The 20,901-nt window shown below is 67.0% G+C and carries 20 protein-coding genes; 11 read left to right on the forward strand and 9 right to left on the reverse strand.

Annotated features, from left to right (window positions below; translation table 11 throughout):
* Positions 1-350: 350 nt before the first annotated feature.
* On the forward strand, positions 351-815 hold the full coding sequence (locus DIE08_RS14415) for an N-acetyltransferase (RefSeq protein WP_124622689.1): 465 nt from the start codon (positions 351-353) through the stop codon (positions 813-815).
* A 39-nt stretch (positions 816-854) separates the two neighbouring features.
* Here DIE08_RS14415 and DIE08_RS14420 read toward each other — a convergent pair whose 3' ends face one another.
* A complete protein-coding gene (locus DIE08_RS14420) occupies positions 855-1,733 on the reverse strand; it encodes a helix-turn-helix domain-containing protein (protein ID WP_124622398.1) in 879 nt (292 codons plus the stop codon).
* 308 nt (positions 1,734-2,041) lie between these two features.
* Between DIE08_RS14420 and DIE08_RS14425 the strand changes: the two genes are divergently transcribed.
* Complete coding sequence (locus DIE08_RS14425; protein WP_124622400.1) at positions 2,042-2,455, forward strand: gamma-glutamylcyclotransferase; 414 nt, start codon at positions 2,042-2,044, stop codon at positions 2,453-2,455.
* 63 nt (positions 2,456-2,518) lie between these two features.
* Here the strand turns inward: DIE08_RS14425 and DIE08_RS14430 are convergent.
* The 3 genes from DIE08_RS14430 to DIE08_RS14440 all read right to left on the reverse strand — a co-directional run bounded on the left by DIE08_RS14430 (position 2,519) and on the right by DIE08_RS14440 (position 6,320).
* Positions 2,519-3,741, reverse strand: a protein-coding gene (locus DIE08_RS14430; protein ID WP_124902293.1) for an IS3 family transposase whose coding sequence is annotated in 2 segments (ribosomal slippage) — positions 2,519-3,373 and positions 3,376-3,741 — 1,221 coding nt in all. Because the reading frame shifts where the segments join, the coding sequence is not laid out codon by codon here.
* Positions 3,742-3,898: 157 nt separating this feature from the next.
* The gene (aceB, locus tag DIE08_RS14435; RefSeq protein WP_124902294.1) at positions 3,899-5,491 is read right to left on the reverse strand and encodes a malate synthase A; all 1,593 of its coding nucleotides are present in this window, start codon (positions 5,489-5,491) and stop codon (positions 3,899-3,901) included.
* Positions 5,492-5,558: 67 nt separating this feature from the next.
* Entirely contained in the window at positions 5,559-6,320 is a 762-nt protein-coding gene (locus DIE08_RS14440; protein WP_059599900.1) for a haloacid dehalogenase type II, read from the reverse strand.
* A gap of 153 nt (positions 6,321-6,473) precedes the next feature.
* On the opposite strand from DIE08_RS14440, the gene DIE08_RS14445 reads away from it, so the two are divergent.
* Both DIE08_RS14445 and DIE08_RS14450 read left to right on the forward strand, forming a co-directional pair.
* Entirely contained in the window at positions 6,474-7,379 is a 906-nt protein-coding gene (locus DIE08_RS14445; protein ID WP_059599901.1) for a LysR family transcriptional regulator, read from the forward strand.
* A 159-nt stretch (positions 7,380-7,538) separates the two neighbouring features.
* Positions 7,539-7,973, forward strand: coding sequence for a universal stress protein (locus tag DIE08_RS14450; protein ID WP_057929788.1), 435 nt, complete (start codon positions 7,539-7,541; stop codon positions 7,971-7,973).
* A 222-nt stretch (positions 7,974-8,195) separates the two neighbouring features.
* Here the strand turns inward: DIE08_RS14450 and aceA are convergent, their stop codons facing one another.
* The 3 genes from aceA to DIE08_RS14465 form a co-directional block, all read right to left on the reverse strand.
* Complete coding sequence (aceA, locus tag DIE08_RS14455; RefSeq protein ID WP_059599902.1) at positions 8,196-9,503, reverse strand: isocitrate lyase; 1,308 nt, start codon at positions 9,501-9,503, stop codon at positions 8,196-8,198.
* A gap of 379 nt (positions 9,504-9,882) precedes the next feature.
* Positions 9,883-11,424, reverse strand: coding sequence for a DEAD/DEAH box helicase (locus DIE08_RS14460; RefSeq protein WP_059599903.1), 1,542 nt, complete (start codon positions 11,422-11,424; stop codon positions 9,883-9,885).
* Between the two features lie 359 nt (positions 11,425-11,783).
* Positions 11,784-12,053 (reverse strand): acyl-CoA-binding protein, encoded by a 270-nt coding sequence (locus DIE08_RS14465; protein ID WP_059529263.1) that lies wholly within the window; start codon positions 12,051-12,053, stop codon positions 11,784-11,786.
* A gap of 147 nt (positions 12,054-12,200) precedes the next feature.
* On the opposite strand from DIE08_RS14465, the gene tsaB reads away from it, so the two are divergent.
* The 4 genes from tsaB to DIE08_RS14485 are packed head-to-tail and all read left to right on the forward strand — an operon-like array spanning position 12,201 to position 15,454.
* On the forward strand, positions 12,201-12,968 hold the full coding sequence (gene tsaB, locus DIE08_RS14470; RefSeq protein WP_124902295.1) for a tRNA (adenosine(37)-N6)-threonylcarbamoyltransferase complex dimerization subunit type 1 TsaB: 768 nt from the start codon (positions 12,201-12,203) through the stop codon (positions 12,966-12,968).
* Positions 12,965-13,465, forward strand: a complete 501-nt coding sequence (gene rimI, locus DIE08_RS14475) for a ribosomal protein S18-alanine N-acetyltransferase (protein ID WP_059681917.1) — start codon at positions 12,965-12,967, stop codon at positions 13,463-13,465. The genes tsaB and rimI overlap by 4 nt, the downstream gene beginning before the upstream one ends.
* Positions 13,452-14,498 (forward strand): uracil-DNA glycosylase, encoded by a 1,047-nt coding sequence (locus DIE08_RS14480; protein ID WP_124902296.1) that lies wholly within the window; start codon positions 13,452-13,454, stop codon positions 14,496-14,498. The genes rimI and DIE08_RS14480 overlap by 14 nt, the downstream gene beginning before the upstream one ends.
* On the forward strand, positions 14,495-15,454 hold the full coding sequence (locus tag DIE08_RS14485; RefSeq protein WP_124902297.1) for a DUF1853 family protein: 960 nt from the start codon (positions 14,495-14,497) through the stop codon (positions 15,452-15,454). Before DIE08_RS14480 ends, DIE08_RS14485 begins: the two co-directional genes overlap by 4 nt.
* 18 nt (positions 15,455-15,472) lie before the next feature.
* Here DIE08_RS14485 and thiD read toward each other — a convergent pair whose 3' ends face one another.
* Complete coding sequence (thiD, locus tag DIE08_RS14490) at positions 15,473-16,282, reverse strand: bifunctional hydroxymethylpyrimidine kinase/phosphomethylpyrimidine kinase (protein ID WP_059599908.1); 810 nt, start codon at positions 16,280-16,282, stop codon at positions 15,473-15,475.
* Between the two features lie 58 nt (positions 16,283-16,340).
* Positions 16,341-17,648, reverse strand: coding sequence for a lysophospholipid transporter LplT (lplT, locus tag DIE08_RS14495; protein WP_124902298.1), 1,308 nt, complete (start codon positions 17,646-17,648; stop codon positions 16,341-16,343).
* A gap of 218 nt (positions 17,649-17,866) precedes the next feature.
* On the opposite strand from lplT, the gene alr reads away from it, so the two are divergent.
* The 3 genes from alr (at position 17,867) to DIE08_RS14510 (ending at position 20,741) form a co-directional block, all read left to right on the forward strand.
* A complete protein-coding gene (alr, locus tag DIE08_RS14500) occupies positions 17,867-18,937 on the forward strand; it encodes an alanine racemase (RefSeq protein WP_059599910.1) in 1,071 nt (356 codons plus the stop codon).
* A gap of 11 nt (positions 18,938-18,948) precedes the next feature.
* Entirely contained in the window at positions 18,949-20,325 is a 1,377-nt protein-coding gene (gene radA / locus DIE08_RS14505; protein ID WP_044847946.1) for a DNA repair protein RadA, read from the forward strand.
* Between the two features lie 149 nt (positions 20,326-20,474).
* A complete protein-coding gene (locus tag DIE08_RS14510) occupies positions 20,475-20,741 on the forward strand; it encodes a DUF2866 domain-containing protein (RefSeq protein ID WP_124902299.1) in 267 nt (88 codons plus the stop codon).
* Positions 20,742-20,901 lie beyond the last annotated feature (160 nt).

The following is a 20,901-nucleotide window of genomic DNA, read 5'->3' on the forward strand; positions in this document are numbered from 1 at the left end:
GGGGTCGCGGGTTCGAGTCCCGTCCGCTCCGCCAGAAAATGAAAAAGCCCGCCTCGTGCGGGCTTTTTCATTTGCGTTTCCGTTCGTGCCCGCTTGCGGGCGCGTGATTGCGGAGTGGAGGAAGCCGCCTGCGCGGCTTCCGGCGGGACTCGAAGGGCTGCGCGTGCACGCGCAGCCGCGGCCTGCGGGATGTAGGCGAGTCCCGTCCGCTCCGCCAGGAAATGAAAAAGCCCGCCTCGCGCGGGCTTTTTCATTTGCATCGCCGATCCGCGCGTCGCTACGAGAAATTCGCGATTGCATCCGCCCGCGACTGCGCTATCGTGGCGGGATGCGTACTTGACCCCCGCGCGATGCTCGATCCGACCGACCTGCGATTGCTGTATCAGCTCCGGCCAGCGGAGCCTGGCGATTTTCCCTTTGCCGAGGCGCTCACGCACGGCAACATGGGCGGCTATTACAAGCGCCACGGCCTCGTCTGGCGCAGCGATCTGTTCTATGCGAGCTGGCGCGAATCCGAAAACTTCATCCTGGAAGCCGACGGTCAACGCATCGGCGTGCTGCGCGTGACCGAGGAGGGCGATTCGCTGCACATCCGCGACGTGCAGATCGCAGCCGGCCATCGCGGGCAGGGTGCAGGCACCTACATGCTCGACATGTCGCATCGTTGGGCGCGCGCCCGCGGGCTGCACGAACTGCAGTTGCGCGTGTTCGTCGACAATCCGGCCGCGAAACTCTACCAGCGCATGGGGTACCGCGTCACCGGGCCCAGGCTGGCGCAGCTCGGATCGATCCGTCATATGGTGCGCGCAGTCTGAATGCGCAACGGCACAAGGCCGGAGGCAACCTGGCGACGGTCAGCGTGCAGTGCCGATCGCGTCGTCGTCGGGGATGTCGTCGGTGGCGATGCCGTCTTCCGAGCCGCGATGCTCGTAGCCGCGCAGCATGAATGCGCGCGGGCTTTCGCCGAACGCGCGCCGGAACATCGCCGAAAACGCGCTCTGACTCTGGTAGCCGAGCTCACGCGCGATATGTGACAGAGGACGCCCCTGGTTCAACAGTGGAATCGCGCGCGCGAGCAGCGCCTGCTGCCGCCACTGCGAAAAACTCACGCCCAGTTCCTGCTTGAACAGCCGCGAAATCGTGCGCGTGCTTGCGCCGACCTCACCCGCCCAGTGTTCGAGCGATTCCGCGTGCGCGGGTTGCGCGAGCACCGACTCGCACAGCAGGCGCAGCCGCTTCTCGTCGGGCATTGGCACCGCGAGCGGCAGCGGTTCGGCGCGACTCAGTTCGTCGAGTACGAGCCCGCACAGCAGCCGTTCGCGTTCGCTGCTCAGGTCGCGCGCGTCGAGTGCGACGATCAGTTCGCGCAGCAGGCCGGTCACCTCGACGACCCGGCATGCGTCGAGCCCGTCCGGCACGACCGACTCGTCGATATACAGCGTGCGCAAGTACGCTTCCTCGACGATCACGACCTCGTGCGTGACGTGCGGCGGCACCCAGATCGCTCGGGAAGGCGGCACCATCCAGGTCGTCCCGGTCGTCGCGACGCGCAGCACGCCGCGCGACGCATACGCAAGTTGCGCCCACGCGTGCGTGTGCAGCGGGATCCGGCGGCCGGCATCCACCTGCCGCGCCCGTACGCGCATCGGGTGGACGCGGGTCGGCGCGAACTCGGGCGGGATGTCGATGACGTCGTAGGGATTCGATGCGTCGGCTTGTGCAGGCGGATTCATGGACGATTCGGTCGGCTCGGCGGCGATGCCGTTATTTTAGAAGGCGCCGCGCAGGCGCATGCGGCGGTTTTTCGGCCGATAATGCACCGTTCAAATGAACTTTGTATGGGGCCGCACGCGTTCCGGCCGACGCGATCCGGGTGCCGGGCCAGCGCGCCGCGTCGTGCCGAAAAGAACCATCGGGCCGCCGGCGCGGTCTATCGATGCGGGCGCGTCCTCGCGCGAGCGGCGCCCCGGCGACGCCGGCGCCCGCGGCGCGGCCGCGACGGCCTGGCACGGCAACACCTGAATCGAAGAGGAGAACCACAATGCGCTACGTATTCGTCTACGGCACGTTGAGAGCGGGAGAGGCCAATGACATCGGCCATGCGGCCGCGCGGCACGGGATCGCCGCGCCGACGCTGCTCGGTGCGGCCGCGCTGCCGGGCGAACTGTACGATTTCGGCACGTATCCGGGCATGGTCGCCGGGCCGGCCGGCCAGTCGCTCGTATGGGGCGACGTCTACGAGATCGACGAACAACTGGTGCCCGTGCTCGACGAGATCGAGCGCGTCTATCCGGGCGTCGACACGCTGTTCCGGCAGGAGCCGGTGATCGTCGAGCTCGGCGGCCGTGCGTATGCGTGCGTCTACTATCCGGTCGCCGCGCATGCGGCAGCCGACCGACCGCGCATTGCGTCGGGCGACTGGGTTCAGCACCGGCGCGAGCGGGAAGCCGCCTGAGCGTCCGCGCGGCGAACGGCGGCACGGTGTCAAGTCCTGGAATAGGTTGACAGTATCCAGGCGCTAGAACGCCCGATGCACCGCATCGGGCGTTTTGTATTTCAGCGCGGCATGTGGCCGTTCATAGTTGTAGATGTGTACCGACTGTTCGACCATCTTGGCGGCCTGTTCAAGGTCCGCAGGACGTTGCAACAGGAACTCCCCCTTGAGAATGCCGTTGACCCGCTCAGCCAGCGCATTCTGATAGCAGTCGTAGCCGTCCGTCATTGAACAGCGCAGGCCGTGATGCCGATGGATGTCCTGATAGTAGGTCGAACAGTACTGGACCCCGCGATCGGAGTGATGGATCAACGGCTGCCGGCTCCGGCGCTTGCGCAACGCCTTCTTGAGCGCCTGACTGACCTGCTCGGTTTGCAGGCTGTCGTGAACGTGATGACCGACGATCTTGCGCGAGAACGCATCCGTGACGAGACTCAAATACACAAACGGGCCAGCCGTCGGCAGATACGTGATGTCGGCCACCCACACTTGTTCGGGGCCGGTCGGCACGATTTGATCCGGCCCGGGTTTCAGTAGATTCGGATGACGCCGGAAGCGGTGATGGCTATGGGTGGTCTTGTGATACGCCCGGTGCGGTACGACCAGTAGGCGCGCGGCACGCAGCACGTCGAACAGCCGATCTCGCCCCAGCTTGATGCCGCGCTCGACCAACGCTGGCCCGAGCAGATGATGGAGCTTGCGTGTGCCCAGCCTCGGCTGGCGAAGCCGCACGTCTCGCACCAGCGCAGTGACGGTCTCGCTCTGCGAGCAACGGTGTTCCTCGCTGCGGCTTCGCTTGTAATACGCTTGGCGGCTGATACCCATGTATCGGCAGGCCCGCTCGACGCTCAGCTTTTCGATCCGCTTTTGCGCGACGACCTGCCTGAAGGCTTTTTTACGGTGATCCCGTAATCCTTGCGCATCACGTCGATCACGGCTTCGAATAGCGCGGCTTTCTCCTGCGCCTGTCGCAACTGCGTCTCCAACTCCTTGATGCGCTGCTCCGGTGTGAGCGGCTTTGAGTCTTGCTTTGACATGGTGGAACCCGATCGCGCACGGCCGGATGGATCGGCCCAATCCTGCAAGCCGTGCTTACGTAACCATACCAGCACGGTCGAGCGCACCTGGATGCCGTAGCGTCGCTGTGCCTCTTTGTACGTCAGTTCGCCTTTTTCGACCTGCACCACCACCGACAGTTTAAAAGCCAGGCTGTAGTCCCGCTGCGTCCGCTTGATCCCTTGCTCCATTTGGCACCTCTTCGTTTCGGCGAAAAAGTGTCAACCTATTTCAGGACGGGTCACGGCAAAAATAAAAAGCGCCCCGCAGGGCGCTTTTTTCATGCCGCCGTGTCGCGCGACCGGCGGCGGGCAGGTCGGGGCGAGCAGGTCGACCCGGTCCGCGTCGTCAGATTTCCTCGTACAGCGGCAGCGTCAGGAATTCGGTGAAGCCTTCCGACGTCGACATCTGCTCGAAGATCGCCGCGGCACGCTCGTAAGGCTGCGTGTTGCCGCCGACCGAACGCTTCACGTTCTCAAGCTCGGCCTTCGCGAATTCGCGTACGAGCTCGGCCGTGACCTTGCGGCCGTCGTCGAGCACGCCCTTCGGCGAGCGGATCCACTGCCATACCTGCGAGCGGGAGATCTCGGCGGTCGCCGCGTCTTCCATCAGATTGTGGATCGGCACGCAGCCGTTGCCGTCGAGCCAGGCGCCGAGATAATGGATGCCGACGTTGATGTTGTTGCGCAGGCCGGCTTCGGTGATCGGTGCTTCAGGCTGGAAGTCGAGCAGGTTCCTGCCTTCGATCTGGACGTCGTCACGCTGCTTCGCGATCTGGTTCGGCCGGTCGCCGAGCACCTTGACGAATTCTTCCATCGCGATCGGCACGAGGCCCGGGTGCGCGACCCAGCCCCCGTCGTAGCCGTCGGTCGCGTCGCGCTGCTTGTCCGAGCGCACGCCGCCCATCGCCTTGTCGTTCGCTTCCGGATCGTTCTTGATCGGAATCAGCGCGCTCATCCCGCCGATCGCCGGCGCGTTGCGCTTGTGACAGGTCTTCAGCAGCAGCAGCGCGTACGCCCGCATGAATGGCACCGTCATCGTGATCTTCGAGCGGTCGGCCAGGCAGAAATCGCGGTCGTTCTTGAACTTCTTGATCGCCGAGAAGATGTAGTCCCAGCGGCCGGCGTTCAGGCCCGAGCTGTGTTCGCGCAGTTCGTACAGGATCTCGTCCATCTCGAATGCCGCGAGGATCGTTTCGATCAGCACCGTCGCGCGGATCGTGCCGCGCGGCACGCCGACTGCCTCCTGTGCGGCGACGAAGATGTCGTTCCACAGGCGCGCCTCGAGATGGCTTTCCATCTTCGGCAGGTAGAAGTACGGGCCCGAGCCGCGTGCGATCAGTTCTTTCGCGTTGTGGAACAGGAACAGCGCGAAATCGAAGATGCCGCCGGACACGCGCTGGCCGTCGACCGTCACGTGCTTCTCGTCGAGGTGCCAGCCGCGCGGGCGCACGATCAGCGTCGCGACCTTGTCGTTCAGCCGGTACGACTTGCCGTTCTGCTCGAGCGAAATCGTGCGGCGCACGGCGTCCTTCAGGTTGATCTGGCCGTCGATCTGGTTCGTCCAGCTCGGCGCGTTCGAATCCTCGAAGTCCGTCATGTACGAATCGGCGCCGGAGTTCAGCGCGTTGATGATCATCTTGCGCTCGACGGGGCCGGTGATCTCGACACGGCGGCATTGCAGGTCGGCCGGCAGCGGCGCGACCTTCCAGTCGCCTTCGCGGATCGCCTTCGTATCGGCCAGGAAATCGGGGCGCTCGCCGGCATCGAGGCGCTTGGTGCGCTCGACGCGGGCTTGCAGCAGCGCCTGGCGGCGCGGCTCGAACGCGCGGTGCAGCGCCGCGACGAGTGCGAGCGCTTCAGGCGTCAGGATCGCTTCGTAACCCGGCTTGATTTCGCCGGTGATCGCCATGCCTTGCGGCAGCGTGATCGGGGTGCTCATGAGTCTCATCTCCTTGGTCGGTCAGTTGCGGTTTCGGTGAAGGGGGAAGGCGGCAGCGCCGCGAACGTCATGCGCCCGGGCCGGGGCGCGCGCGATTCGCGGGTCTGCCGGACGGAGCCGGGGTGGCGAGGAATGCGAGCAGGTCGGCCATGCCGCTGCCGGTGCCGTCGGGCGGTACGCCGAGTTCCTCGGCGGGCGCGCCCGTGCGGTTGAGCCAGAACGTCGTGTAGCCGAACCAGCCGGCCCCCGCGACGTCCCAGGCGTTCGACGACACGAACACAATGTCGCGCGGATTCGCGCCGAACGCGGCGGTGCCAAGCGCATACGCGACCGGGCTCGGCTTGTACGCGCGCACCGCGTCGGCCGACAGCACGCGATCGAACAGGCCGGTCATGCCGGCGCTCTTGATCGCGATGTCGAGCATCTCCGGGTTGCCGTTCGACAGGATCGCGAGCGGCGGGCGCGGTTCGAGCGCGCGCAGCTTGCGCAGCGCGGGCACCGTGTCGGGATAGGTGGACAGGCACGCGTATTCGTCCATCAGCCGCTTCTCGGCCGCGCTGTTCAGCGCGAGGCCGAGCACGCGCGCGGCGAACCGCAGCGCGTCGAGCGTGATGTCGCGGAACGGGCGATAGCGGGCGCCGGACGGATCGGCGAGCGTGCGCAACTGCGAGTATTCGATTTGCTTGCGTCGCCACAGCTGCGACAACCGCTCCCCGTGACCGGGAAACATCTGCTCTGCCGCGGCCACGACCGCATGCACGTCGAACAACGTACCGAATGCGTCGAAGAGGATTGCGTCGGGAGAGGAGAGTGTCGTTGTGGCCGACATAGCCTTGCGCTCCAGTTTCAGAGGTCGGGTCGATTCTATTCGTGATGGCAGATGCTAAAAAAGACGCTAATCATCACTTGATCTTTTACTTTCATATACATAATCTTGACCGCTCAAGCTATTTGAAGGGCGGGAGCGCCGCCCTGGCGAGTCATGGACCGGTTCAAACAGATCGAAACGTTCGCCGCGGTCGCGGCGAAGGGCAGCCTGTCGGCGGCGGCGCATGCGGAAGGCGTCGCACCGGCGATCATCGGCCGCCGCCTCGACGCGCTCGAGGAGCGGCTCGGCGTCAAGCTGCTGGTGCGCACGACCCGCAAGCTCACACTGACCTTCGAGGGGTCGGCCTTCCTCGAGGATTGCCAGCGGATCATCAACGACATGCAGAACGCGGAGGCGAGCGTGTCCGCTGGCGGCGTGAAGGCGAGCGGCCACCTGCGCATTTCCGCGCCGGCCGGTTTCGGCCGCCGCCACGTCGCGCCGCTCGTGCCCGAATTCAGTGGCGCGCATCCGGACGTGTCGGTCACGCTCGACCTCTCCGACCGGATGGTCGATCTCGTCAACGAAGGGTTCGATTGCGCGGTGCGGCTCGGCGAGTTGCCCGATTCGTCGCTGGTGTCGCTGAAGCTCGGCGAGAACCGGCGCGTGTGCGTCGCGTCCCCCGCGTATCTCGCGCGACGCGGCACGCCGGCCACGCTCGCGGAACTCGCGCGCCACAACTGCCTCGCGCTGGCCGCGAACGCCAACCAGCAACGCGGCTGGGTGTTCCAGGAGGACGACAAGGTCGTGTCGATCCGCGTGAACGGCACGATGGAATGCTCGGACGGCGCGGTGCTGCACGAATGGTGTCTTGCCGGCCACGGCCTGGCATGGCGATCGTGGTGGGAGGTCGGCGACGACATCGCGGCCGGCCGCCTCGTCAGCGTGCTCGACGCGTTCGCGGCGCCGCCGATCGGCATCCACGCGGTGTTTCCGCAGCGCCGCCACCTGCCGCTGCGCGTGCGCCTGTTTCTCGATTACCTGAAACATACTTACGAACGGCCCGGGTATTGGGGCGAGTAGGGCGCGCCCGTCCGCGCGTTTCCGATATGAGGGCGAACCCGCTGCCGGCGCCGGTCGCCCGGTTTCGCGCACTACAATCGAAACTGGCATGCGCGACGCGCCCGGGCCGGCCCGCATGGGTTCGCGGCGCGCGCGGTGCGTCTGACGCAGGAGGGCGCGATGTTCCGGCACATCCTCGTTCCAACCGACGGTTCCGAGCTGTCGCAGAAGGCGATCGACGGCGCGATCGATCTGGCGCGTGCGGTCGGCGCGCAGGTCACGGCCTATGCGTGCCTGCCGCAGTATCCGTACTCGCCATTTTCCGAAGTGATCATCGAACCGCCCGCCGATTTCCGGGCACGCAGCGAGCGCGAGGCGCGCGCACACCTGGACGACGTGCAGGCGGCCGCGAAAGCAGCTGGCGTCGTCTGCGACAGCTGGACCAGCGTGCACCCCTCGCCGTACCTCGGCATCATCGAGGCGGCCGAACGCGGCGGCTGCGACGTGATCTTCATGGCGTCGCACGGACGCCGCGGGCTCGGCAGTCTGCTGATCGGCAGCGAAACGCAGCGCGTGCTGACCCATACGAAAATTCCAGTGATCGTCTATCGGTAGACGCGGCGCCGTGTATGGCCGCGGGCGGCGGCACGGCAGCGCCGCCGAAAAAAGGCGCGCCGGACGAATCCGGCGCGCGTCGTTGCTGGCGGCCGCAGGCCGCGCGGCGGGTCGCACGGGTCACCGCGCGCCTGCCGTCTCCTCCCTGATTGTTGTCCCGTGCAGCCGATGCCGCGCCGTCGCGTGACGGGCGGGCAACGGCGTGACGCTTTCTTTCGCGCGTTATGCGACCTTCTTGCCGTCGAAGAACTGTTCGTCTTCGGTCGAGCCGTGCAGCGCGGTCGTCGAGGCTTCGCGCTCGACCGTCTGCGTGACCGCGTCGAAGTAGCCGGTGCCGACTTCGCGCTGGTGCTTGACGGCCGTGAAGCCCTTGTCCGCCGCCGCGAACTCGGCCTGCTGCAGTTCGACGAACGCGCTCATCTGCGTGCGGGCATAGCCGTGCGCGAGGTTGAACATCGAGTAGTTCAGCGCATGGAAGCCGGCCAGCGTGATGAACTGGAACTTGTAGCCCATCGCGCCGAGCTCCTTCTGGAACTTCGCGATCGTCGCGTCGTCGAGGTTCTTCTTCCAGTTGAACGACGGCGAGCAGTTGTACGACAGCATCTTGCCCGGGAACTGCTTGTGGATCGCTTCCGCGAATTTCTTCGCGTACTCCAGATCCGGCTTGCCCGTTTCGCACCAGACGAGGTCGGCGTACGGCGCATACGCGAGGCCGCGCGAGATCGCCTGCCCGATGCCCGGCTTCGTGCGGAAGAAGCCTTCGACCGTGCGCTCGCCCGTCAGGAACGGCTTGTCGTTGTCGTCGATGTCGGACGTGATCAGGTCCGCCGCTTCCGCGTCGGTCCGCGCGACCAGCACGGTCGGCGTGCCCATCACGTCCGCCGCGAGACGCGCCGCCGTGAGCTTCGCGACCGCTTCGCGCGTCGGCACGAGCACCTTGCCGCCCATGTGGCCGCACTTTTTCACCGACGCGAGCTGGTCCTCGAAGTGGACGCCCGATGCGCCTGCCTCGATCATCGCCTTCATCAGTTCGAACGCGTTCAGCACGCCGCCGAAGCCGGCCTCCGCATCGGCAACGATCGGCGCGAAGAAGTCCACGTAGCCTTCGTCGCCCGGGTTCTTGCCTTCGGACCACTGGATCTGGTCGGCACGCGTCAGCGTGTTGTTGATGCGCTTGACGACGAGCGGCACCGAGTTCGCCGGGTACAGCGACTGATCCGGGTACATTTCGCCCGCGACGTTCGCGTCGCCGGCCACCTGCCAGCCGGACAGGTAGATTGCCTTCAGGCCGGCCTTCACCTGCTGCATCGCCTGATTGCCGGTCAGCGCACCGAGCGCGTTGACGAACGGCTCTTCGTTGATGAGGCTCCACAGCTTTTCCGCGCCGCGCTTGGCCAGCGTGTGCTCGACGGCGATCGAGCCGCGCAGGCGAACCACGTCCTCAGCCGTGTAGCTGCGCTTGATGCCCTTCCAGCGCGGATCGGTTTCCCATTGCGTTTGCAGTTCCTGTGTCTGTTGCTGTCGCGACATGATGAGCTCCTTGATGCGGTGTGTTGCCAGATCGTCGAATCGGAAGGTACTGGTGCCGTTCTCGAAACGGGGGCAGGGTGCGTGCCGTTCCGGGAAGTCTTGTATAAGAGTGTAGGCAAACCGATCGGAGCGAAACAGGGGTTGGCTCAAGAAGCGCTAAACTTTTTAATTGTTATTAATCAATGATTTGCGAGTTCAATTTTGCAATGAGAAACGATTTTTCCCATCTCGCAATTGTAAGGTTGTGCTGCGCAGCATGATTTTTTACGACGCAAAAAAATTTTTCGTATCGTGAAATTTGGCGTCGGACGAAAAAAAACCGGCGCGGGTGCGCCGGTCTGCCGGATGGGCGGGGCGGCGCAGGGCCGCCCGGGCGTGCTTACGACGCCGAATTGCTGCGACGCGGGCCGCTGCTGCGCTGGCCGTCGCGACGCGGGCCGCCGTCACGGCTGCCGCCGGGCTTGCCGCTCCAGCCGCCGCCATTGCCGCCGCCGTAGCTGCGGCCGTTGCCGCCATGACCGCCGCCCGGCTTGCCGCCGAAACGACGACCGCCGTTACCGCCGCCCGGACGGCCGCGGCCGCCAGTGCCGCGATCGTTGCGCAGGGGTGCCTTGCGCGGCTCGAAGCCTTCGATCACGTTGACCGGCAGCGGCGAGCGCACGAAGCGCTCGATGCGCTTGAGCGCGCCTTGTTCGGCGTGGTGCACGAGGCTCACCGCGGTGCCCGAACGGCCGGCACGGCCCGTACGGCCGATACGGTGCACGTAGTCTTCCGCGAACTTCGGCAGGTCGTAGTTGAACACGTGCGTGATGCCCGGGATGTCGATGCCGCGGGCCGCGACGTCGGTCGCGACCAGCACGCGCACGCGGCGCTCGCGCAGCGCACGGATCGTGCGGTTACGCGCGCCCTGCGGCAGGTCGCCGTGCAGCGCGGCCGATTCGAAGCCAGCGTCGGCGAGACGGCCGGCGAGCTGGTCGGCGTCGATCTTGGTTGCCGTGAAGATGATCGCCTGGTCGAGCGCGTCGTCGCGCAGCAGGTGATCGAGCAGGCGATCCTTGTGGTCGCGGTCGTCGACGTAGTGCACGGTCTGCGCGATGTTCGCGCGCGACTCGAGGCGCTGCTGGATCTCGATGCGCTCGGGGTCCTTCAGCAGGCGGCTCGTCAGCGAACCGATCTTGCCGTCGAGCGTGGCCGAGAACAGCATCGTCTGGCGCGACGCGGGCGTCGCGGCGACGATCGTCTCGATATCGTCGATGAAGCCCATGTCGAGCATGCGATCGGCTTCGTCGAGCACGAGCATCTTCAGCTCGGACAGGTCGATACGGCCGCGCTCGAGGTGGTCGAGCAGGCGGCCCGGCGTGGCGACCAGGATTTCGGGGTTCTTCGCGAGCAGCATCAGCTGCTGGCCGTAGGCGACGCCGCCGAGGATGCTGACCGTGCGCAGGCGCTTCAGGTGCTTGCCGTAGGTCGATGCGGCCGTGGTGACCTGCATCGCGAGTTCACGGGTCGGCGTCAGCACGAGCAGGCCCGGGCGCGCGACGGGTTGCGGGCGGCGCGCACGGCGGTCGCCCTGGTTCGGTTCGCGCGGCGCGCGCGGTTGCTGCGCCAGCGTCTTCTGGAGCTGCGCGAAGCGTTCGATCGCGGGCAGCATGAATGCGGCCGTCTTGCCCGAACCGGTCGGGCTCGACACCAGCAGGTCGCGGCCGGCGATGCCGGCCGGAATCGCGCGCTGCTGGACCGGCGTCGGCTTCACATAGCCGGCGGCCTGCAGCGCGGAGACGATCTCCGGCGACAACCCGAGCGACGCGAAGCTCGGCTCGTCCGACGCCGGTTCGACCGCGGCCGGTACGGCGGCGTCGTCGAGACCGAGCGCCTGGTCGGCGATCGCGTTGAGCGGGCTGGAGTTGATGCTCGAAGTCATAACAATCCTTGAAACACAGTGGGTGAAACGTCGGCGCCAATCGCGCATACCCAAGTCGTCGGATTCAGCGAGCAAATCGGGAAACGGGTGCAATCCGCCGAACAGTCGGCGGATGAGGCATTAGAAGCTGTTTTGGGTGCGGCGCGCTTCTGGAGCGGGGCCGCCAGCCTGATAAGTGACGACCGCGAGGGTCGAAGCAGGAGGGGACAGGTTCTAAACCGGATTGGAGCTTAACGCTACGAGGCGTCGGGCCGGAACGGCATGCGAGCCGAGCGCGGGGATGACGCAGGCCGCATTATAAAGACTTTTGCTGCGCTGCGCCACTGATTTGATTGCTTATTGCGACGGGCGTGGTTCGGTCAGGAAGCCGTGCCGTTCTTCAGCGATTCGACGAGTTCGATGTACTGCTGCTTCGCCGCATCCTGGGTCGTGCCTTTCAGCGCTTCCCACGCGTCGTACTTGTACTTGCCGACGATGTCGGTGAAGCCTGGCTTGTCGCCGTGCGCGTCGCCGTCAGTTGCCTGCTTGAAGAGCGCATACAGGCGCAGCAGGGTCAGGTTGCCCGGCCGTTCCGTCAGTTGCTTGACGTCGATCTGGGCCTGGTCGAATTGGGCGGTGAGTTCGCTCATCGGGTGTCTCCGTAAGGGTTTCAGGTCGGGCGATCTTAACAAGCGGACCGCCGCGCGGGGTCGAGCGATCCTTCCAAACCGCCGCCGGCGCCGAACGCGCGCACAGATCGGGCCCGATCGCCCGTGGGAACGGGGCGCCGCATTACAATGTCGGCCATGACGCAAACAGTGCTCCTCGCCATCGATACGTCGACCGAATACTGCTCGGTCGCGCTGCTGCGCTCGGCTCCGGCCGATGACGCCGTTTCCACCCCGCAAACTTGGGTCCGCCACGAGCTGACGGGCGCCGTGTCGAGCACGCGCGTGCTGCCGGCCATCCAGGCGCTCTTCGCCGAATCGGGCCTCACGCTCGCCGATTGCGACGCGATCGCATTCGGCGCGGGCCCCGGCTCGTTTACCGGGCTGCGTACCGCGACCGGCATTACCCAGGGTCTCGCGTTCGGGTGCGGGCTGCCGGTCGTGCCGGTCAGCACGCTGCTCGCGTGCGCCGAGCATGCGCGGCTACGCGCGCCCGGCACGACGCGCGTGCTGGCCGCGCTCGATGCGCGAATGGACGAAGCATACTGGGCCGACTTCGCGTGGGACGACCAGGCGGGCGACTGGCGCACGGTGCATCCTGCGTCGCTCGATGCGCCGGGCGCCGTCGGCGTGCCCGACGCGCCGTTCACGCTCGCTGGCAATGCGGCGGCCGCATTCGGCACGCAGTTGCCGGCCGCGGCCGCCGCGGCCGTGGTCGACGGGGAAGCGTTGCCCCATGCGCTGGCGGTCGCGCATGCCGCGCTGCGGGCGTTCCGCGCCGGCCGTACGGTGCCGGCCGACCAGGCGGCACCGGAGTACGTGCGCGACAAGGTCGCGCAGACCACCGCCGAGCGCATCGCGGCCCGCGCCGCGCAGACGAGCGGAGAGAAAGGATGACGGGCGTATTGTTGAGTGACCGCTATCTGTCGCCGATGACGGATACCGATCTCGACGAAGTCGTCGCGATCGAGCAGGTCGCGTACGAATTCCCGTGGAGCCGCGGCAATTTCGAGGATTCGCTGCGCAACGGCTATTTCGGCGTGTGCCTGCGGCACGTGACGGGCGCGCTCGTCGGCTATTGCGTGCTGATGCCGGTCATCGACGAGATGCACCTGCTGAACCTGTGCGTCGCCCCGGCGGCCCAGCAGTCGGGCGCGGGCCTCGCGCTGCTGCGCGAAGCCGTGCGTATCTCGCGCGCCGAACGGCTCGACGGCGTGCTGCTCGAGGTGCGGCCGTCCAATCTGCGCGCGATCCATTTGTACGAGCGCTTCGGCTTCGTGACGATCGGCCGGCGCAAGAACTACTATCCGGCGCGGCATCGCAGCCGGGAGGACGCGATCGTGATGCGTCTGACGCTGAACAAGGACGAAGGGGACGCGCATGGCGTGGGCTGAAGCAGCGCTCGAGGAAATGGGGCTCGCGCAAATATGGGTGCGGCGCGGGCAGCGTGCGGAAAGCGATGAAGCGGGCGCAACGCCGACGGCCGCGTCCGGCGCGGCGGACGACGTCTCCGCCGTTGCGACCGCAACCGTCGCGGCAACGCCCCGGCCGGTCGCGGAGCAGTCTCGCGACACGCAGCCACCTGCGACGCGTGCACTCGCACGTGACGATACGCCGCCGGTCGGCGCAACCGCACGCGATGCGGCACCGGCGGACGAAGCCGGTTCGGCCGCACGTGTCGCGAGCGATGACGACCGCGCGTCCACCAAGCCCGCACCGGCCGCTGCCGCGGACGACATGCCGCCCGTCACCGAAGACGATTTCGCCTGGTTCGACGCGGCGCCCCCCGGCGATCCGCTGCCGCCGGACGAAGCACGTCCCGCCGCACCCCCGGTGGCGATGCTCGACTGGGATGCGCTGGCCGCACGCGTCGCCGGTTGCACGAGCTGCCGCCTGTGCGAGAAGCGCACCAATACCGTATTCGGTGTGGGCGATCGAGAAGCGGACTGGATGCTGATCGGCGAGGCGCCCGGCGAGAACGAGGACAAGCAGGGCGAGCCGTTCGTCGGCCAGGCGGGCAAGCTGCTCGACAACATGCTGCAGTCGCTCGCGCTCAAGCGCGGCGATAACGTCTACATCGCGAACGTGATCAAGTGCCGCCCGCCGGGCAACCGTAATCCGGAACCGGACGAGGTCGCGCGCTGCGAGCCGTACCTGCAGCGCCAGGTCGCGCTCGTGAAGCCGAAGCTGATCGTCGCGCTCGGCCGCTTCGCCGCGCAGACGCTGCTGAAGACGGACGCCAGCATTGCCTCGCTGCGCGGCCGCGTGCACACGTATGAAGGCGTGCCGGTGATCGTTACCTATCACCCTGCGTACCTGCTGCGCAGCCTGCAGGACAAGTCGAAGGCGTGGGCTGACCTGTGCCTGGCGCGCGATACGTTCCGGCAGGCGGAGGGTATCGACGCGAACGGGCCGGCCGGACAATGACGCGCGGTGCGGCGTTCGCGTTCGTCGATACGCTGCACGATGCCGCGGTCCGCGATCTGGGCTGGCTCCTCGCGAGCCCGAGCCTGCTTACCGCGGCGCCCGGCGCGCCGCTCGCGCATCCGTGGTCGGACGCGGTCGAGCGGGTGGCCGTCGAAGCGTGGCTCGTCGCGCTCGATGCCGCGCCGGAGCCGCTGCACCGCGTGCTCGACGGGCTACGGCCCGTGCGACTCGGCCGCTATGCCGAATGCCTGCTCGAGTATTTCCTCACGCACGGGCCGTCGCTGCGGCTCGTCGCCGCCAATCTGCCGCTGCGCAGCAACGGCAAGACGCTCGGCGAAGTCGATTTTCTCGTCGATGCGCCGGGCGGGCAGCGCCTGCACTGGGAACTCGCGGTGAAGTGCTATCTATGCGCGCCGGTGGACGGCGACGCATCGCTCGCGGATTTCGTCGGGCCGAATCTCGTCGATCGCCTCGACCGCAAGCGCAGCCGGTTGCTCGAACATCAGTTGCGGCTGAGCGATCGCCACGGGTTCGCACTGCTCGGCTACGGCGCGCCGTCCGATGCGCAGATGTTCATCAAGGGCTGGCTGTTCTATCCGCACGGCGTGCCGCTGCCGCCGGTGGCCGCGGAAATCACGGCCGATCATCCGCGTGGGTTCTGGCTCACGCATGCGCAGTGGCCGGCCTGGGCGGCCGCGCAACCCGACGGCGCGGCGTGGAACGTGCTGCCGCGGCTGGCGTGGCTCGCGCCGCGGCGGTTGGCGCCCGACGCCGCGCCCGAACCGCTGGCGCACTCGCTCGAGCTGCCGTCCGTATTGACGGCGCGCCAGGCGCCTGCGCTGATCGGCGTGCATCGACAGGACGGCGACGGGGTATGGCGGGAGACGGCGCGCGGCTTCATCGTCCCGGACGACTGGCCGGCGCGTGCGCGGGCGTTCGCCGCGCAGGACCACTGACGCTGCGTCAGCCGGCGCTTACCACCAACGATGGAAGTGATGGACGGGGCCGACGCCGTGGCCGACGTCGAGCTGGCCGCTCGCGGCAATTGCGCCGGTCAGATAGACCTTCGCTTCGCGTACCGCGCTCTCGAGATCGGGCTGTTGCGGCAGCAGCGCGGCGATCGCCGACGACAGCGTGCAGCCGGTGCCGTGCGTGTTGCTGACCGGCACGCGTGCGCCCTCGAGCCGCACGGTGCGTGTCGCTTCGACGAGCCAGTCAGGGCTCGCGGCCGCGTCAGGCAGGTGGCCGCCTTTCATCAGCACGGCGCGCGCGCCCGTCTGCAGCAAGGCCCGGCCTTGCCGGACCATGTCGTTTTCGGTGGTTGCGGGCACATCGTTCAGCAGCGCGGCCGCCTCGGGCAGGTTCGGCGTCACGACCGTCGCGAGCGGCAGCAGCACATCGCGCAACGCGTCGACGGCATCGGGCGCGAGCAGCGCGTGCGAGCTCTTCGAGATCATCACCGTGTCGAGCACGACGAAGCGCGGTGCGTAACGGCGCAGCGCGTCGGCGACCGCGTGCACGATCGCTGCGTTCGCGAGCATCCCGATCTTGACCGCATCGATGCGGATGTCGCCGAACACCGCGTCGAGTTGCGCGGTCACGAACGCTGCGTCCGGCGTGTGCACGCCGGTCACGCCGCGCGTGTTCTGGGCGGTCAGCGCCGTGATCACGCTCGCGCCATACGCGCCGAGCGCGGAAAAGGTCTTCAGGTCGGCCTGGATGCCTGCGCCGCCGCCCGAATCGGAGCCGGCGATCGTCAGGATGTTGGGTATCGGGTGCGTCATCGGGGCAACGCGCCGGTTCGAAGACCGGCGCCGGCGGACGGAAACGGGAAGTGTAGCGTCAGTGCCGCGATTCGCCGATCAGTGCGACCGAGTCGAACTGGCGCTGGTTCGCCTGGTGGCGGCGCATCACGAGCCACATCGTCAGGCACACGAACGTGCCGAACAGCACGATCACGACGCCGACCGGCACGTCGAGCCACACGAGCACCGCATACAGGCACAGCATCACGAGCACGGACAGGTTCTCGTTGAAGTTCTGCACCGCGATCGAGTGGCCGGCCGACAGCAGCACGTGGCCGCGATGTTGCAGCAATGCGTTCATCGGAACGACGAAGTAGCCGGACAACGCACCGACCCCGATCAGGAAGATGTACGCGACGATCAGGTAGACGGGCAGGCGCAGATGGCCGAAGTGCACGGCCCAGTGCGGCGGGAACAGGTCGCGTGTGTAGAACGCCATCAACATTACCGCGATGCCCATGATGATGCCGACGGGCAGCACGGTCAGCGACTTCTTCAGCGGGATCCGGGCGGCGGCGGCGATTGCGCCGGCCGCGACGCCGACCGCGACCACGGCCTGCAGGATTGCGCCTTCCGACAGCGACATGCCGAGCGACACTTCAGCCCACTTCAGCACGATGAACTGCAGCGTCGCGCCGGCGCCCCAGAACAGCGTCGTGACCGCCAGCGAGATCTGGCCTAGCTTGTCGCGCCACAGCACCATGAAGCAGTCGGCGAAATCCGTGAGGAGCTTGACCGGGCCGCGTTCCTGCTTCGGGTAGCGCGCGCCGGTATCGGGGATCCGCAGGTTGAACATCGCGGCGATCACGTAGATCGCCATGATGATCGCCATCGCCGCTTCGGCAGGAGTGGCGATCCAGGCTGGCGTGTGCGCGATCACGTGCGATGCGATGTGCGGGCTGATCAGCGCGCCGCCGAGCACGGTACCGAGGATGATCGAGCTGACGGTCGTGCCTTCGATCCAGCCGTTCGCGGCGACGAGCCTGTCGGCCGGCAGCAGCTCGGTCAGAATGCCGTATTTCGCGGGCGAGTAGGCCGCGGCGCCGAATCCGACGATCCCGTACGCGATCAGCGGATGAGCGCCGAACAGCATGATCAGGCAGCCGACCACCTTGATCGAGTTGGTGATGAACATCACACGGCCCTTCGGGCGCGAGTCGGCGAACGCACCGACATACGCCGCCAGCACCACGTAGGACAACACGAAGAACAGCTTGAGCAGCGGTGTCATCCAGTTGGGGGCGTGGAGGTCTTTCAGCAGGGCGATGGCGGCGATGAGAAGCGCATTGTCGGCCAACGACGAGAAAAACTGCGCGGCCATGATGGTGTAAAAACCTTTTTTCATCTGATGCGATGCTTTCGTCGCTGCGGCAGGGCCGCGTAGGCCGCCTGGTATGCGATCGGCTTATTCCGTTCGAAATGGGTTGTGCGCACGGCTTTATAACACGAAAATACGGCAATTCGGACTAGCAAGATTCCCCGATCGTTCCGCAAATTGTCGGCTTCGGTGCTCAAAAGGCGCGGTAAGCTGATGATTCGCAAGCGTCTTTACGTAAATTTCCCATGCCGCGCCCGATCTCCGCCACCATCCATACCGCCGCTCTCGCGAGCAATCTCTCCGTCGTTCGCCGATTTGCCGGCCCGTCCAAGGTCTGGGCGGTCGTCAAGGCCAACGCGTACGGCCACGGTCTCGCGCGCGTGTTTCCCGGCCTGCGCGGCACCGACGGCTTCGGCCTGCTCGACCTCGACGAGGCCGTGAAACTGCGCGAGCTCGGCTGGGCCGGCCCGATCCTGCTGCTCGAAGGGTTCTTCCGCTCGACCGACATCGACGTGATCGATCGCTACAGCCTGACGACCACCGTCCACAACGACGAGCAGATGCGGATGCTCGAGACGGCGCGGCTGTCGAAGCCCGTCAACGTGCAGCTCAAGATGAACAGCGGGATGAACCGGCTGGGTTACACGCCGGAGAAATACCGCGCCGCGTGGGAGCGCGCCCGTGCGTGCCCCGGCATCGGCCAGATCACGTTGATGACCCATTTTTCGGACGCCGACAACGAGCGTGGCGTCGCCGAGCAGCTCGCGACGTTCGAGCGCGGCGCGGAAAACATCGCCGGTGCGCGCAGCCTCGCGAATTCGGCGGCCGTGCTGTGGCATCCGGATACGCACTTCGACTGGGTGCGGCCGGGGATCGTCCTGTATGGCGCATCGCCGTCGGGGCTGTCGGCCGACATTGCCGACACGGGCCTGAAGCCTGCGATGACGCTCGCGTCCGAGTTGATCGCCGTGCAGACGATCGCGAAGGGGCAGGCGATCGGCTACGGTTCGACGTTCTCCGCGCAGGCGCCGATGCGCATCGGCGTCGTCGCCTGCGGCTATGCGGACGGCTATCCGCGCGTCGCGCCCGAAGGCACGCCGGTGATCGTCGACGGGATCCGCACACGGATCGTCGGCCGCGTGTCGATGGACATGATTACCGTCGACCTGACGCCATGCCCGCAGGCCGGGGTCGGTGCGCGGGTCGAGCTGTGGGGCAACGCGCTGCCGATCGACGACGTCGCGCGCCATTGCGGGACCATCGGCTATGAACTGATGTGCGCGGTCGCCGGCCGCGTGCCGGTGCGCGCGGAATAAGGGCAGCACGCGTGGCCAAACAGAAAACCGTCTACGTCTGCAGCGAGTGCGGCGGACAAACCCCGAAGTGGCAGGGGCAATGCCCGTCTTGCCAGGCCTGGAACACGCTCGTCGAATCGGTCGCCGAGTCGCCGGCAGCCCATCGCTTCCAGTCGCTCGCGAAGCGGGCGCCCGTGCAGCGGCTCGTCGATATCGAGGCGGCCGACGTGCCGCGCTTCTCCACCGGCATCGGCGAATTCGACCGCGTGCTGGGCGGCGGGCTGGTGCCGGGCGGCGTCGTGCTGATCGGCGGCGATCCGGGCATCGGCAAGTCGACGCTATTGCTGCAGTCGCTCGCGGACATCGCCAGCGAGCGTCGTGCACTCTATATCAGCGGCGAGGAATCGGCCGCGCAGATCGCGTTGCGTGCGCAACGGCTCGCGCTGCTCGACGGCGGCGCGCCGGCGGCCGAGCTGAAGCTGCTCGCCGAAATCCAGCTCGAGAAGATCCAGGCCGCGATCGACGCGGAACGGCCGGACGTCGCCGTCATCGACTCGATCCAGACCGTCTATTCCGAAGCGCTGACGTCGGCGCCCGGTTCGGTGGCCCAGGTGCGCGAGTGCGCGGCGCAGCTCACGCGCATCGCGAAGCAGTCCGGCACCGCGATCATCATGGTCGGACACGTGACGAAGGAGGGCAACCTCGCCGGCCCGCGCGTGCTCGAGCACATCGTCGACACGGTGCTGTACTTCGAGGGCGACACCCATTCGTCGTTCCGGCTCGTGCGCGCGTTCAAGAACCGCTTCGGCGCGGTCAACGAACTCGGCGTGTTCGCGATGACCGAGCGCGGGCTGCGCGGTGTCGCGAACCCGTCCGCGCTGTTCCTGTCGCAGCACGAGCAGGTCGTGCCGGGTTCCTGCGTGCTCGTCACCCAGGAGGGCACGCGCCCGCTGCTCGTCGAAATCCAGGCGCTCGTCGATACGGCCCACGTGCCGAACCCGCGCCGGCTCGCGGTCGGCCTCGAACAGAACCGGCTCGCGATGCTGCTCGCGGTGCTGCATCGGCACGCGGGCATCGCGTGTTTCGATCAGGACGTGTTCCTGAACGCGGTGGGTGGCGTGAAGATCACCGAACCGGCCGCCGACCTCGCGGTGCTGCTTGCGATCCATTCGTCGATGCGCAACAAGGCGCTGCCGAAGGGCCTGATCGTGTTCGGCGAAGTGGGGCTGGCGGGCGAGATCCGGCCGTCTCCGCGCGGGCAGGAGCGCCTTCGCGAGGCGGCGAAGCTCGGTTTCACCGCGGCGCTGATCCCGAAGGCGAATGCGCCGAAACAGCCGATCGAAGGGCTGAACGTGATGGCCGTCGAGCGGATCGAGCAGGCCATCGACCGCGTGCGCGATCTCGAATGACCGTGCGTGGCTGGCACCCGCGCGTGCCGGCCGATCGCGATCTGTCGCGTAATTCGTTGTAAAGAATATGTAGGCTGATGTAACCCGCCGGACATCGCTTTTCCCTATCCTTTGCCGGATTGTCGAACCGCGCAATGCGAGGGGAACCTATGTTCAAACAGTATGGGGAAACGTCGGGCGGACGCAGTTACAACCTGCGGGGCTGCCGCGTGTCGGAGCCGATCGTTCAGCCGTGGGGCGGTGGATGTCGGATCGTCGAGTGGATCGACGATGAAGGGCGCCTCGCGCGCCGGGTCGTGTCCGAGGACGTAACGGAAGCGGAGGTCGCCGCGGCGATCCGCCGGCCGCCCGAAGGGCGACGTCATCTGATGGACGACGACGAGCAGATGCCGCGCGATACGTTGCCGCGGCGTTGAGCGGGCGGCGGGGCCGACGGACGGCCGACGCAGCAACGGCGAACGCGACAATGACGACAAGGCCGGGCCCGGGTGCCCGGCCTTGTCGTTTCCGGGCCCGGCGCAACCGGGCGGGTGCGTCGGGCATTGACGCTCCCGGGGAGGCCGCGCGTGGCCGATG

It is taken from the genome of Burkholderia sp. Bp9004 (genome assembly GCF_003858025.1).
Taxonomy (GTDB): Bacteria; Pseudomonadota; Gammaproteobacteria; order Burkholderiales; family Burkholderiaceae; genus Burkholderia; species Burkholderia diffusa.

Excerpts from the sequence above, each read along its gene's own strand:
- DIE08_RS14415 (WP_124622689.1), top strand. The coding sequence starts at position 351 with ATGCTCGATCCGACCGACCTGCGATTGCTGTATCAGCTCCGGCCAGCG.
- DIE08_RS14485 (WP_124902297.1), top strand. The coding sequence starts at position 14,495 with ATGACGCGCGGTGCGGCGTTCGCGTTCGTCGATACGCTGCACGATGCC.
- tsaB (WP_124902295.1), top strand. The coding sequence starts at position 12,201 with ATGTCGGCCATGACGCAAACAGTGCTCCTCGCCATCGATACGTCGACC.
- DIE08_RS14440 (WP_059599900.1), bottom strand. The coding sequence starts at position 6,320 with ATGTCGGCCACAACGACACTCTCCTCTCCCGACGCAATCCTCTTCGAC.
- aceA (WP_059599902.1), bottom strand. The coding sequence starts at position 9,503 with ATGTCGCGACAGCAACAGACACAGGAACTGCAAACGCAATGGGAAACC.
- DIE08_RS14465 (WP_059529263.1), bottom strand. The coding sequence starts at position 12,053 with ATGAGCGAACTCACCGCCCAATTCGACCAGGCCCAGATCGACGTCAAG.
- DIE08_RS14445 (WP_059599901.1), top strand. The coding sequence starts at position 6,474 with ATGGACCGGTTCAAACAGATCGAAACGTTCGCCGCGGTCGCGGCGAAG.
- aceB (WP_124902294.1), bottom strand. The coding sequence starts at position 5,491 with ATGAGCACCCCGATCACGCTGCCGCAAGGCATGGCGATCACCGGCGAA.
- DIE08_RS14510 (WP_124902299.1), top strand. The coding sequence starts at position 20,475 with ATGTTCAAACAGTATGGGGAAACGTCGGGCGGACGCAGTTACAACCTG.
- DIE08_RS14480 (WP_124902296.1), top strand. The coding sequence starts at position 13,452 with ATGGCGTGGGCTGAAGCAGCGCTCGAGGAAATGGGGCTCGCGCAAATA.
- thiD (WP_059599908.1), bottom strand. The coding sequence starts at position 16,282 with ATGACGCACCCGATACCCAACATCCTGACGATCGCCGGCTCCGATTCG.
- alr (WP_059599910.1), top strand. The coding sequence starts at position 17,867 with ATGCCGCGCCCGATCTCCGCCACCATCCATACCGCCGCTCTCGCGAGC.
- DIE08_RS14420 (WP_124622398.1), bottom strand. The coding sequence starts at position 1,733 with ATGAATCCGCCTGCACAAGCCGACGCATCGAATCCCTACGACGTCATC.
- lplT (WP_124902298.1), bottom strand. The coding sequence starts at position 17,648 with ATGAAAAAAGGTTTTTACACCATCATGGCCGCGCAGTTTTTCTCGTCG.
- rimI (WP_059681917.1), top strand. The coding sequence starts at position 12,965 with ATGACGGGCGTATTGTTGAGTGACCGCTATCTGTCGCCGATGACGGAT.
- DIE08_RS14460 (WP_059599903.1), bottom strand. The coding sequence starts at position 11,424 with ATGACTTCGAGCATCAACTCCAGCCCGCTCAACGCGATCGCCGACCAG.
- DIE08_RS14450 (WP_057929788.1), top strand. The coding sequence starts at position 7,539 with ATGTTCCGGCACATCCTCGTTCCAACCGACGGTTCCGAGCTGTCGCAG.
- DIE08_RS14425 (WP_124622400.1), top strand. The coding sequence starts at position 2,042 with ATGCGCTACGTATTCGTCTACGGCACGTTGAGAGCGGGAGAGGCCAAT.